The organism is Sedimentibacter acidaminivorans (assembly GCF_017873955.1).
Taxonomy (GTDB): domain Bacteria; phylum Bacillota; class Clostridia; order Tissierellales; family Sedimentibacteraceae; genus Sedimentibacter; species Sedimentibacter acidaminivorans.
The window spans coordinates 134,499-148,403 of the sequence record NZ_JAGGKS010000006.1 but is presented as its reverse complement, the minus strand read 5'-3'; the positions used below and the strand labels follow the sequence as shown (position 1 = coordinate 148,403).

Here is a 13,905-nt window from a genome sequence, read left to right as displayed (position 1 = left end):
TTAACATATTTTTGCAATATAAATTTTTGTAAAATAATAGAAAATTATAAATTATCTAATTAATTAAATTTTGTAATATCAACATTTTATTAATTAGATTTTTATTACAATGCTAAATAACGTTTGTGATATATTTTTAACCAGGAACGATCGGACAATGGGGACGGTTATTTTTGATTGATGTTGTTATGCTTTTAACTTTTTGCCGATTTCCGATACTTTATAAAATGATAAATTACAAATCTCAGCTATTTCTCTATAAGAAATAATATTCAATTTAATTAATTTTTCTGCTAGTTCTTCTCTTTTATCAATAGTTGTTTGGCTTTGATCTATTATTCCATACTCAATTACAAATTTTTCTATTAAGTTATTTACTATATTTCTAGTATTTTCACTTTCTTCTTCTTTTGTATCTATATATAAATTATCATCATTAATGCTATGAAATGACAAAAATTCATTTTCATTTCTAAATAAATTTGCTATTTCCTTTATATATTTGTCAATTACTATTTCTGAATACATATTACTATAATCTTTGGCACTACTCCACGGGTAATCTAGTATATTCTTTGTTAAACCTGCTTTAACAGGATTATTGTGTATGTATCTTAATGCGCCTAGCAAATATTTATCACTTTCTACTGCTTCACTTCTAAATCTGTCCTGAAATACATGTCCGTACCTTTTTTCTATTTTATTGTAATAAATTGCATATTTGATATTCAATTTCTTCATTAATGTTTCAAGTTTATCTTCATCCGCCTTTATCAATAAATGTAAATGATTGTCCATTATGCAGTAAGCTATAACATCAAATTCTATATCATCTCTTATGTTTTTTATTATTTCTATAATCTTATTTTTATGTACAACTCTACTAAATATCCGTTCCTTATTTATACCCCTTATCATTATGTGGTATATTCCTGTAGAACTTTTTATTCTCGCTTGTCTTGGCATTCCTTATACCCCCAAACTTAATCTTTTAAACATTCTACTATAACTTCAAAGGTTTGTCAATCAAAAAGAACCGTCCCTGTTTTCTGTGCCTTTTTTCTATTTTATTGTAATAAATTGCATATTTGATATTCAATTTCTTCATTAATGTTTCAAGTTTATCTTCATCCGCCTTTATCAATAAATGTATATGATTGTCCATTATGCAGTAAGCTATAACATCAAATTCTATATCTTCTCTTATGTTTTTTATTATTTCTATAATCTTATTTTTATGTACAACTCTATTAAATATCTGTTCCTTATTTATACCCCTTATCATTATGTGGTATATTCCTGTAGAACTTTTCATTCTCGCTTGTCTCGGCATTCTTTATACCCCCAAACTTAATCTTTTAAACATCTTACTATAACTTAAAAGATTTGTCAATCAAAAAGAACCGTCCCCTTTTTCGTCCAATTCGCCTCTAACCTAACCGTCCCTGTTTTCTTGAATTTTCAAATAAAAAAACACCCGAAGGTGTTTTTTTATTTCTTAATATTATTCAAATATGAACAATACTTCTATTACATTGTCTTCAATATTGTCTTCATCAAATGCAAATCCAGCTATTTCAGCATCAAAGTAAATTGAAGAAGCATCTCCTACTGAATCAAATTCGCCATCATCTAAGATATATACTGCTACGTCATCTGCTAATGTATACCAAGTACTATTAGCTTCAAATCTATCACCCTTAACTTTTGTTATGTTATCAGTAACGATAGCTGAATGAGTAGCTACATCACCTGTAACAATATCACCATCTAATTCTAATTCAGTAATTGTAGCTGTATCTACTAAGTTAGAACCTATTACATTTAATTCGTCTGCTTCATAGAATACTTCAACTCCATCTACATAAGCTATTAAACTTTGAACCTCATCATCATCATCATTCCACATAGTTCCTTTATCTACTATATAAGCATAAGTTGCTGAAGAACCTAAACCTTTAACGAACATTAATTCTATTTCACCATTTTTGTTATCTTCTGTAGATAATATAACAACTTCATCGCCTAATTTATCAGCTGATACAACTTCTACATCATCTCCATCAAGGTTAAATATAACAGCATTACTTGCAAGAACATATGATTTTCCAGTTATATCTGTTTTATCATCTTCTGTAGTATCCACATCATCAACTATTGTTACTTTTGATATGTCACCTTTGCTGTTTACTGTGTACTTAATAACTTGGTATTGTTTTAAGTCCGTATTTATATCTATACTATCAGCATCTTCAGTTATTATTAAATCATCACTATTTGTTATTTCTGCATCTTCATCAAAATTATAAGTTATTTCTTCGCCTTTTGCATTTACTACTGACATTTCAGCATCTGCAAGAGTTCTTGTTCCAGAAATTACACCATTCAATAATTCTGTTATTACAGCATAATCTTTTGGCTCATCAGCATCATCTTCTTCAAAATCAACTAAATCACCTTTTTGATCTAAGAAATATGTTCCTTCTTCACCTACTTCAAATGTATAATCAGCATATACACTTGCTGCATAGTAAGTTCCGTCTATATAGAATTCATCATCTGAATTAGTTCTAGTAATTTTGCCTTCTACTGTATTTCTTACTACTTCAATAGTTAACTTTTCTGTATCTGCGTCCGTAGATACTTCACCAGCGCCTGCAAACAATACTATTACATCATCTTCTTGAATGTCTTCTAATTTATCAACTTCACCAGTAACTGTTAATTTTGTGTAGTCAACTTCATCATCATCATCTAATGGTAAAGCAAAACCTTCAAATTTTGTTCTTCCATTATATTCATTTCCTACTCTTCTAGCTTCTGTATATTTGTCAGCTACGATTCCAACTATTTCATCATCGTCGTTTAATACAAATGTTGCTGCTGCTTTGTGTAAATCTACTATTTCTTTAGTTTTGCTAGCATCTCCATCTTCTCTTCCTATTTCCATTTCTTTTTCACTCATAATTACTTCAACGCCATTATAGAAAACAGGTGTTTCAGCTGAATCTTTAAGTGTGTACAATTTATTTTTTCCATCTATTCTTACATTAACTTTATTTAAATCATCTGTAGCATTTCTAAACTCGCCTACTTTTACATCTGACTCAACGTCATTAACATAAACAACTTCATCATCATCATTTTCATATACTTCAATTTCTTGATACATATATGGTGCTAAGTCAACTATGTTTCCTGCATAAAGTTTGCTGTCTTCATCTAAATAATCAGGTGTAACTTTAGCTATAGTTTTTGATGTTGCTAATCTGCTTAATAAAAGTACATATTTTGTAACTACTTCATCATCTGAATTTGTAGCTGTTGTTGTAGCTTTTATTACATCACCATCTGTATTAACAGTTACTAAAGCAGTTTTTAAAGCATTATTTATTAACTGAGCAACTCCACCTCTATCTGCTCCAGTAGAAGATAAAGTTACATCTTTAGTAAGTTTTAATTCTGCAGCTTTTACTTTGAAGTTTGTTGGCCATGTCATGTTCTTAAGTTCATTACAAGTATCTGTATAACCTAATCCTCTAACTAACATAGTTATAGCTTCATCATATGATACGATAGCGTCAGGTCTAAATTTACCATTACCATCTCCTTGAACAATTCCTTTTCCAGCAGCTAGAGCTATATAAGCATCTGCCCAGTGTCCTTGAGTATCAGCAAAGTTACTCTTTGAACCTGCTACTAAGTCGCCATAACCAAGAGTTATAACCATTAATTTGGCCATTTCTGCTCTTGTTATTGTTTTTTCTGGTCTAAATGTTCCATCTTCATAGCCTGCAACGATACCAAGACCAACCAATGTGTTGATTGCATCTTCGTAATCATTATCAACTATGTCATTCAAGTTGCTTGCAAATGCAAAGCTCATGCTTGATAATACCATTGCTAGTACTAATACAAGTGATAATACTTTTTTCATTCTTTATTTCCTCCTGTGGATTTTGTTTTTTCGAGTGTTTAGGTCCCCGTACCCTTTCATTGTGTTAGCACAACGATAAGCTATTATAACACCTTGAGAATATGTAGTCAATAACCTTACAATGTCTGTAATGTTTTTGTAATATTCAAGGTGTAGTGCCAACGATGTTTCATGTATATAATATAACATAGGTTTTGAAGTTTAACATTACAGAAATGTTACAGGTTTGGACGGGATGATGAATCAACTGATGATGAGGCAACACCGGTACATGGGGACAGTCCCCATGTACCTAATGTGCACCCCCTACGATTTAGATCACTTCTTATTTTTCAACTTCTTCTGCATTTTCGAAGCGATATTCATCATCGTTATCTAAACTCATATGATTATATTTAACAAATTTATTTGATTTTCTGTTTATATCAAAAGTTTCAAATAAAATTAAACAGCCTAATATTACAAATGCTATTCCTATAACTATTACAACTGTGTTAAGAGCTGCTCTTGAATTTATTATACAGTAAATTGAAAATAAGGTTCCTAGGGAAGATAATGTTATCATTATCTTGTCTGAGTAATCTTTATTTTTAATAGCCTTATATATAATAGGTAGGGATAGGATCAACATCACTATTCCTATAATAAACATAGTAAACTGAGGTTTAATGAAAACCAGCAGTGTACCACACATACTCAGTACCATATACATTTTATCCGTTGTAGATGAAAATGGGTATGAAATCTTAAAGTTAAATAAACTTAGCATAAATATAACAATCATTGCAATTCTTATGGCTATATTGCCTACATAGTTAGATGCAAGAATAAATACTATACCTATAAATGTCAAAATTAAACTACTAATCCTCAATGTTTTAGTTTCAATGTTTAAATTTGTAAAAATCATCATGGTTCAACCCCTTTTCCTTTTTAATTAATTATATCATCACTGAATATTTTTATCAATGCTTGTATGTCTATATTTTATAATGACAAATTTTTTAACATTGTTTTTTAAATTATTGTATAAACAATTGGTTTTATATTATAATATATTTATGAACAAATGATGAGGTGATTTTTTGTGTAATTTTTTAGTTGATACATCTGATACTTACTTTTTAGATGATATTTATAGAGATATAGAAAGACTGTGTGAGAGATATAACGGCATATTGAAAAAAGAAATTATAGGTAAGTCTGTTGAAGGAAGAAATATTGTAGCCTTGAGATTGTGTAATTCTAACAAAGTGAAGGCATCCGTATTATTAACTGGTGGCATCCATGCTAGGGAGGACTTTTCTGTAATGCTTTGTATGAAGATGATAGATTACTATTGTTATTATTATAGTAAAGAGAATTACTTAGATGACTATAATGTTAAAAGTATTGTAGACTCTATAGATATTTGTTTTATACCTGTTTCTAATCCTGATGGTTTAAATATAGTTCATAATGGTCTGGAATCATCACAAAATTATGAAAAGTTGAAAGACATGAAAATATGGGGAGAAGATCATACCTATTGGAAAGCAAATGCTAATGGTGTAGACTTAAATAAAAATTTTGATGATGGTAACTGGGATATAAGGCTTTGTGTCCCCGGTACCGATGTTCCATGTTCTGATAGATTTAAAGGGTTTTCTCCAAACAGTGAACCCGAAACTAGGGCTTTAGTTGATTTTTGTAATAAGAATAGCTTTTCTATGATGGTTTCTTATCATTGTTCTGGCAATTGCACTTTTTGGGCTGATAGTGGAACTCATGATATGTTTGAAGGTTTGGATGAAAAAATAATGAATGAACTAGATGAAAAATATATTTATAGAAAGACTAAAATTAGTCAAGACCCCGCTGTTTATGGATGCGGTTTTGAAAACTGGTTTAGAGCTAAAATTAAAAGACCTGCGTTTTGTATTGAGTTATCTCCTTTTATTGAGGGAGGTAAACAGCATGAAGACAGTTTATTTGATGAGTTGGTATGGAAATATGCAAGGAGCACAGGTTTGTTTTTTGCTAAAAAAGCAAGGAAAATTAATGAGGAGATATATGGTGATGTTGAGCGGTATGCGGCATTGACTAAATAGAGGTATAAATAGTTTTGTTTATTTAAATACTGAGAGTTACGCATATAAACTTATACTATATGTTTTGGATAAAATTTGTTTTATATAGAAAAAATAGAAATTTCTCTTGTTTAAATTAATTTTTTGTTCTATATTGTTAATGTTGTATATTCTATAATTTGGAGGAAATGTTTTATGAATGCTGAAATTTTGTGTGTTGGTACTGAGCTTTTGCATGGAGACATAGTTAATACAAATGCTCAATATATAGCTAAGAAACTTGCCGAGATTGGGATTGATGTACATTACCAATCTGTTGTTGGTGATAATCCTAGCCGTATGAAAGAAGGATTTCATTTAGGATTTTCAAGAGCAGATATTGTAATATGTACTGGTGGTTTAGGACCCACTAAAGATGATATAACAAAGGAAATATTAGCTAATTTTTTTAATCTTGAAATGGTTTATGACGAAGCCAGTTATGAACATGTAAAAACCATGTATGCTCGTTTTAGAAAGGATATGCCTAAGAATAACATGAGGCAGACATATTTCCCTAAAGGAGCTAAAATTTTAAAAAATGATAACGGTACTGCTAATGCTTGTATTTTGAGAGAAAAAACTGATGGTGAACAATATAAGATAGGAATATTGTTACCTGGTCCTCCTAAGGAAATGAAACCTTTAATGGATGAACAAGTAATTCCTTATTTAAAACAATTTTCTAATGAAGTTGTGTTTGGCGAAAAGGTCGTTGTTGTTAATATTGGGGAATCTGCTGCTGAAGAGATGATAATGGACTTGATTGATAATCAGACTAATCCTACTATAGCTCCTTATGCTAGTGCAGGTAAGGTTATATTTAGAGTTACTGCTAAAGCTAAAAGCAAGGAAGAAGCTCTTGAAATAATTAAGCCTGTTAAAGAGGAACTCTTTAAACGATTCGGAAACAATGCATATGTTACTGAATCTGGGTTAGTTGAGGATAGAACTGCTGAGCTATTATTAGAAAAAAATCTTACAATTGCTATATCGGAATCATGTACTGGTGGAATGGTTGCTTCTAGATTGGTTGCTTATTCTGGTATATCCAAATCATTTAGGGAAGGTTTTATAACTTATTCTAATGAAGCAAAAATGAGAACTTTAGGAGTAAAGAAGGAAACTTTAGATAAGTATGGTGCTGTTAGTGAAGAAACTGCAAAGGAAATGGCTTTTGGTGCTGCTAAGGTTGTTGGTACTGATATAGGTGTTGCTACTACAGGTGTTGCTGGTCCTGATGGTGCTACTGAGGAAAAACCAGTTGGATTAGTTTTTGTTTGTGTTTACTATAAAGATGAATATAATGTATTAAAAATTAATGCTACTGGTAATCGCGATACTATTAGGGAAAGAGCTTCTACTTCTGTTTTAAATTTAATTAGAGAGAGTATTGAAGGTTAGACGTGACATATTCAGGAATCTGAGGAATCAGTTTAGTACGAGTAGGCGGGAATCTGGGGACAGTCCGCTTTTGTCCAAAAAAGACTGGACAAAAGGGACAGTCCCCATTTCCCTTTTCACTATCCCTAGTTATTTATATTAATTTTCTTTCTACTATTTGGTTTACTATAAATGTAGCTACGTGGTTTGCAAAACTTCCTGTTCCAAAACCTGCATCATAACCTAATTCTTGAGCTAACTCATGTGATAATCGAGGTCCACCACAAATTAACACAACTTTTTCTCTTAGTCCTTCTGCTTCTAACATTTCAACTAGTTGAGTAAGGTTTGGAATATGAACATCCTTTTGAGTTACTATCTGTGATACTAATATAGCATCTGCTTTCATTTCAATTGCTTTTGCTACAATTTCTTCATTTGGAACTTGACTTCCCATATTTAAAGCTACCATTCCTTTGTATCTTTCAAGACCAAAGTGATGTGCATAGCCTTTCATGTTCATTATAGCATCTATTCCTACTGTATGAGCATCTGTTCCTGTGCATGCTCCAATTACTACTACATCTCTTTTTATATTTTCTTGAATATAATCTTCTACTTCTTCTTGACTCATAAATTCCATATCTACTTTAGGAACTTCTATTGTTGTATAGTCAACAGTATGTGTACATTTACCATACATTACAAAAAATGTATAACCAATACCTAAGTCATTTGAATATACTACTGCTGGATTATCAAAGCCCATTTTTGATACAAGCTGTTTTGCTGCTTCATTTGCTTCATCACCGTATGGTATTGGCAATGTAAAGCTCATTTGAACCATTCCATCATTTAATGTATCACCATATGGTTTTACTTTGGTTAAATCTACTTTTTCTATACCTGCCATTACTTTGCACCTCCAAGCATTAATTCTATAAATGGATTGAAGTATCTTTCATCTTTTTCTGTTACTCCATCTAACCCTTTACCGCCTGTAAAACTTCTCTTAACTCCACCGAACTTTCCTTTTTCTATAGTGTCGAATATTCCTTCTTGCTCTATATCTCTTAAAAGTTCTTCTGCCTTTGAAAGTACTTCTTGAGCTCTTTTTTGAATGATACCGTCTTTTTTATATTCAACTTCATCTCCGATATTTTTAGCATTGTTGAAAATGTATTTTGCATTTTCTATTGAAAGCATTCTATCGTGAAGATGTGGTGTGTGTATTGCTTCTGTTGGCATTCCTAAAAGTTGCAATCCTTGATGTGTCCAAATTGATACTAAATTAAACATAGCATCTTGCAAATGTCCTCTAAATATATTTCCTGTCATGAATTTTGTAGGAGGCATATATTTTAATGGTGCCGTAGGGAATATTTCTCTAGCCATTTGTGCTTGAGCTAACTCAAATAAAAATCCATTTTCTAAATTCGGCTCCATTTCAAATGCATGACCAAGTCCCATCTGTTCTTCTGGCAATCCAGCTTTTAATGCAAATTGCTCATTGATAATCTGTGATGCTAAAACAGTGTGAGCTTCTTCTACTGCATCGGCTGTTGTAAGGTAATTATCTTCACCTGTGTTTATGATGATTCCCGCAAAGCCATTAATTATTCTTGAGAAATATTGATCAACTAATGTTCTTTGCATATTTATATCTCTAAACAATATACCGTATAGAGCATCATTAAGCATTACATCAAGTCTTTCTATAGCTCCCATTGCAGCAATTTCTGGCATACATAATCCTGAACAATAATTACAAAGTCTTATATATCTTCCTACTTCTTCTCCAACTTCATCCAATGCTTTTCTCATTATTCTAAAGTTCTCTTGTGTAGCAAATGTTCCTCCAAAACCTTCTGTCGTTGGCCCATATGGAACATAATCTAATAAACTTTGTGCTGTAGTTCTAATAACTGCTATTATATCTGCACCTTGTTTTGCTGCTGCTTGAGCTTGGATTACATCTTCATATATATTACCTGTTGCAACTATTACATATAAGTATGGTTTTTCACCTTCACCTAATGTTTTTAAATAGTTATCTCTTGTTGTTCTGTTATTTTTAATTCTATCTACCATTTGCTGTGCAACTGAATATACTGCATCCATTATTTTTTTATCATCAGCAATTGGTAATTTTGTTATATCTATTTCACCTGTACTAACTTTTTCTGCGATTTCTTGAGGAGTGTTGCCTGTTTGAACTATTGCATTCCCTATCCAAAATGCTGCACCTCTTGATAATCCTCCACCTTCGATTATATTATCAATCAATACATTTGGCAGTGGTTTTTCTATTTCATCCACCCCGTCTACTCCTAAAAGTCTAGCTACTGTTCTCTCTACAGTTACTGTAGTGTTTTTGTCTACAAACTCCTGCACATTTTCAGCTATGTTTCGTGCGGCTGTTCTTGCACTATCAATTAACTTGTGATCGAGATTTAATTTGCTTTGCATATAATTACCTCCTTTGTTTAATAGAGAGTGATACCCTCATATGTATTTTTCTGCATCTTTTATTATTATATCTTCAATTCCTGCCATTTTTGCTATTTTTAAAGCATCTTTTGGTATGAAATTTTCATTTTTTACTTCTATGAGCCTATAGTCCATGTATTTTGAAATTTGGTCAATGTTACTTATTTTCATTTCTCCATCATTCCAACTTGGAAAATTCAATCCTGCTACCTGCAAATTTTGTACTTCATGGTCATTTGCAACATTATCATAATGTGTCGTAAGTATTGTTATACAATCTTTATTTTTTAGATAATTAACTACTGCTTTTGTAATAGCATATCCTTCCTTAGGATTTGTACCGCCTGCCAACTCGTCTATTAGTATGAGACATCTTTCTTTGGAATTTTCTAGGGCTTCCTTTAAATTCATTATTTCTGCTCCAAATGTACTCAAACCTTTTTCTATTGACTGGTCGTCTCCAACTGATATGTGAATATGTTCAAACAAGCACAACTTTGCATATTCGCATGGTACAAACATACCATAACTTGCAGTTGATGCAATTTGTCCAATCATTCGAAGACTTACCGTTTTGCCTCCCATATTGGCACCTGTTATACATGTCACATTAGTTTTTAATGATAAATCTATAGGTACATAATCTTTATGTTTTTCTTTTAATGTCTTTTCTAGCTTTAAATTTCTTCCATTTTTTACTTCTATCTCAAGCTCCGTTGTAATATCTGGTTTAACAGATTTTGTTTTTTGAGCATAGTTTGCTTTTGCAATAATATAATCTATTCTACCTATAGTTTTAGTACTTTTTAATAAATCCTCATAATTGCTCTTTACTTCTCCTGAAATGTTTTGCCTAATAACATATTCTTCCTGTTCCTCTTCTGCTGTCAAAGATTCAAGTTTGTGTTCACACTCATCAATTTTTTTGCTATTTTTAATTTTAAAAATTATACTTAAGTAGTTTTCTGCTGATACTTTTAGGTTAATTTCTTTAGTAAGCTCATCTAACTTTTCTTTATCAGATTTACTTATTGTAACTTCATCTCTTAAGTTAAACTTAATATTATATTTTTCTTGAATGTTGTTTTTAATTTCTTTTTTTAACTGTCTAATAAGAATATCTGTTTCTTTCTTCTTTTGTCTTAAATTTTTTAATTTTTCTGAATATTCATCATAAATATAAAATGTATACATTTTTTCATTTGCAGGGTCTAATGCTTTATAAAGCTGTGGTAAGGGCGTCAATCTTAAATCTTCATATATGGATATTAAAGTGCCTCTTAAACTCTTTTCCATTCTTTCAACCTGCATTATGAAGTTTTTTATTTCAAATAACTCAACTTCATCTAATACCTGATTATTTTTTGCCCTCTCAATAGTTTCAACTATATTTTTAATGTGCTTTAGAACATCAATTGCATCTCTTCTTTCTTTCATGTCTAAGAAAGCTTCAATTTTATTGAATTCCTCTAGAAGTTCAGCCTCATGCCCTTTTGTGAAAGGCTTTGCTTCTTGTTTAGCTTTAATACCATATTCGGTTATTGGTCTTATTTCATTAAAAATATAATCAAAATTTATATTTCTCTTTGTACTTTCAGTCATAAACTTTTTCAATTTTCTTCACCGCCCGATACCACATCAATTATTTTTATATTAGAGAGATAATGCGAAATTTTTGTTTTAAACTCCGCACTATCAAAAAAATATCCTGCTGGTGAAACTGGATTTAAAGTTACAGCTATTACATCTATTGGATTTAACGACTGTAATTTAAGCCCCTTACGTTTCAAATCATTCCATACATTAACTTCTATAAATATTTTAGTTCCATCTTCTATTACTATTTTTATATTTTTTATAAATTCATTTTGGCATAAATCTTTAAGAATTTTAGAAGTCACTGCACCTCTAATAAACACATGGGTAGTATTTTCATCTATTTGTTCAACAATTTTTTTGCCACCAGTTATGCTAGTTTCTATATTAGGTATAATAACACTCTCTGAATTCTGTATAATACAGGTTTTGTTATTTTTTAATATAAGTTTTTTTATATTACTATCTACTTCTTCGAATGAATAGCATTCTACAGCATGAGCAGTACGCTCAATAACTATTTTCATATCTCTACTTATGACTGCACCCGTCGCTATTATACATGCATCCGTTATAACAGGAGATGATACAGCCCTTCTATCAATAGCGCCATCTACTAACACAACATCTGCACCAAAAAAGGTTAATCTTTTGCAAACATATTTCATGTCCATTGTACTGACAGGCCCTGCAATCTGTATATTGCCATCCTGTCTAACCTTGACTATAATTACTTCCCCCATAGGTGTTTGTATTCCTGTGGTTTCAAGAATCTCCACTTTCGCATCCGATAACATCAACGCCTTTTTAGCCGTTGCCACATACATTCCTTCTCTAACAAAAACAGATGGTTTTTGAGTATTTGTTACAAGGTCTATATTTTCTCCATCCCTGCCTGTAGAGGTTATACCTATTATAATATTACTATTATTTGCTTCTTCTATGAGATAATTGAGTGCTACTGTTTTTCCTGCATTTTTTGCAAGCCCTATAATTGATATAGTTTTGTAGTTTTTTTGTTTTATTGTTTCAATTAGTCTCATATTAAAACCTCTTTTTTTAGTCGTGATGTACTCTGTCTCTTCTTGCTAATTTTGTTGGTTCTAAAGCTAAATCATTTCCAGCTAACAATCCTGCAACTCCTGTCAATGGGTCTTGTTTCTTACCTTGACATACATCACATGTACACTCTAATTCTGGTAGATGTGGCTCTGTATATGTTGTAATAACGCCTTCAAAGTTTCTAAGAATTACCTTATCACTTGATTGAGAAATTAAATAGTTTGGAGCCACTGGAATTTTTCCTCCACCACCAGGTGCATCAACAACAAATGTTGGTACTGCATAACCTGAAGTATGACCTCTTAAACTCTCCATTATTTCTATACCTTTACCTACAGAAGTTCTAAAATGTTCAATCCCTAATGATAAATCACACTGGTAAATGTAGTATGGTCTAACTCTATTTTTAACTAATTCATGTACTAAATTTCTCATGATATGAGGACAATCATTAATTCCTCTCATTAATACTGATTGATTTCCTAAAGGTATTCCTGCATCAGCTAATTTTCTTAAAGCTTCTATTGCTTCTGGTGTAAATTCTTTTGGATGGTTAAAATGAGTATTAAGCCAAATTGGATGATATTTTTTAAGCATGTTTACTAAATTATCAGTAATCCTTTGAGGACAAACAACTGGTGTTCTTGATCCAAGACGAATAATTTCAACATGTGGTATTTCTCTTAATTTTTTGATTATATATTCTAATTTATCATCTGAAACTAATAGACAATCTCCACCTGATAGCAATACGTCTCTAACTTGTGGTGTATTTCTTACATATTCTATACACTTATCTATATTTTCCATAGATACATCATTATCAGCTTGACCTGCAAATCTTCTTCTTGTACAATGTCTGCAATACATAGAGCATTGATCTGTTATTAAAAGCAATACTCTATCAGGATATCTGTGTGTTAATCCTGGTGCTGGTGAATCAGTATCCTCATGTAATGGATCAAGCATATCTGCAGAGCTTATATGAGTTTCTGCTATTGTAGGAACTGCTTGCATTCTAATTGGATCTCTTGGATCATCCTTATCCATATGTGCAGCATAATATGGAGTTATACCCATTCTAAATTTTTCAAGAACTTTTGCAATATCCTCTTCTTCTTGTGTTGTTATGTTTATAATTTCTTTTATTTTTTCTACTGTATCTATTCTATTTTCTATTTGCCATTTCCAGTCATCCCACTGATCTGGTGTAACATCTTTCCATAGTTCAATCTCGTTGTAATAAGCCATTTCATTACCTCCATTTTATGATACCTTAAAAATTTTAATAGTACTTACTTTAGTATAAATAGGCAAAATACTAATTAA

The 13,905-nt window shown here is 31.2% G+C and carries 11 protein-coding genes; 2 read left to right on the top strand and 9 right to left on the bottom strand.

Annotated elements, in window-relative coordinates; genetic code table 11:
* Nucleotides 1-186: 186 nt before the first annotated feature.
* From J2Z76_RS10960 to J2Z76_RS10945, 4 genes are all read right to left on the bottom strand, one after another.
* Complete coding sequence (locus tag J2Z76_RS10960) at nucleotides 187-966, bottom strand: REP-associated tyrosine transposase (RefSeq protein WP_209512097.1); 780 nt, start codon at nucleotides 964-966, stop codon at nucleotides 187-189.
* 37 nt (nucleotides 967-1,003) lie between these two features.
* Nucleotides 1,004-1,333 (bottom strand): transposase, encoded by a 330-nt coding sequence (locus J2Z76_RS10955; protein ID WP_209512096.1) that lies wholly within the window; start codon nucleotides 1,331-1,333, stop codon nucleotides 1,004-1,006.
* A gap of 171 nt (nucleotides 1,334-1,504) precedes the next feature.
* The gene (locus J2Z76_RS10950) at nucleotides 1,505-3,937 is read right to left on the bottom strand and encodes an S-layer homology domain-containing protein (RefSeq protein WP_209512095.1); all 2,433 of its coding nucleotides are present in this window, start codon (nucleotides 3,935-3,937) and stop codon (nucleotides 1,505-1,507) included.
* Nucleotides 3,938-4,262: 325 nt separating this feature from the next.
* Nucleotides 4,263-4,850, bottom strand: coding sequence for a hypothetical protein (locus tag J2Z76_RS10945; protein ID WP_209512094.1), 588 nt, complete (start codon nucleotides 4,848-4,850; stop codon nucleotides 4,263-4,265).
* Nucleotides 4,851-5,022: 172 nt separating this feature from the next.
* On the opposite strand from J2Z76_RS10945, the gene J2Z76_RS10940 reads away from it, so the two are divergent.
* Nucleotides 5,023-6,027, top strand: a complete 1,005-nt coding sequence (locus tag J2Z76_RS10940; RefSeq protein WP_209512093.1) for a M14 family zinc carboxypeptidase — start codon at nucleotides 5,023-5,025, stop codon at nucleotides 6,025-6,027.
* Nucleotides 6,028-6,201: 174 nt separating this feature from the next.
* Nucleotides 6,202-7,449 (top strand): competence/damage-inducible protein A, encoded by a 1,248-nt coding sequence (locus J2Z76_RS10935; RefSeq protein ID WP_209512092.1) that lies wholly within the window; start codon nucleotides 6,202-6,204, stop codon nucleotides 7,447-7,449.
* Nucleotides 7,450-7,582: 133 nt separating this feature from the next.
* On the opposite strand, the gene kamE is transcribed toward J2Z76_RS10935, so the two are convergent.
* The 5 genes from kamE to kamA are packed head-to-tail and all read right to left on the bottom strand — an operon-like array spanning nucleotide 7,583 to nucleotide 13,827.
* Nucleotides 7,583-8,341, bottom strand: coding sequence for a lysine 5,6-aminomutase subunit beta (gene kamE / locus J2Z76_RS10930; protein WP_209512091.1), 759 nt, complete (start codon nucleotides 8,339-8,341; stop codon nucleotides 7,583-7,585).
* Nucleotides 8,341-9,897, bottom strand: a complete 1,557-nt coding sequence (kamD, locus tag J2Z76_RS10925; RefSeq protein WP_209512090.1) for a lysine 5,6-aminomutase subunit alpha — start codon at nucleotides 9,895-9,897, stop codon at nucleotides 8,341-8,343. Before kamD ends, kamE begins: the two co-directional genes overlap by 1 nt.
* A gap of 36 nt (nucleotides 9,898-9,933) precedes the next feature.
* Complete coding sequence (kamC, locus tag J2Z76_RS10920) at nucleotides 9,934-11,532, bottom strand: lysine 5,6-aminomutase reactivase ATPase KamC (protein WP_209512089.1); 1,599 nt, start codon at nucleotides 11,530-11,532, stop codon at nucleotides 9,934-9,936.
* Nucleotides 11,529-12,557, bottom strand: a complete 1,029-nt coding sequence (gene kamB / locus J2Z76_RS10915; protein ID WP_209512088.1) for a lysine 5,6-aminomutase reactivase subunit KamB — start codon at nucleotides 12,555-12,557, stop codon at nucleotides 11,529-11,531. The genes kamC and kamB overlap by 4 nt, the downstream gene beginning before the upstream one ends.
* Before the next feature lie 16 nt (nucleotides 12,558-12,573).
* On the bottom strand, nucleotides 12,574-13,827 hold the full coding sequence (kamA, locus tag J2Z76_RS10910) for a lysine 2,3-aminomutase (RefSeq protein WP_209512087.1): 1,254 nt from the start codon (nucleotides 13,825-13,827) through the stop codon (nucleotides 12,574-12,576).
* Between the last annotated feature and the right edge of the window lie 78 nt (nucleotides 13,828-13,905).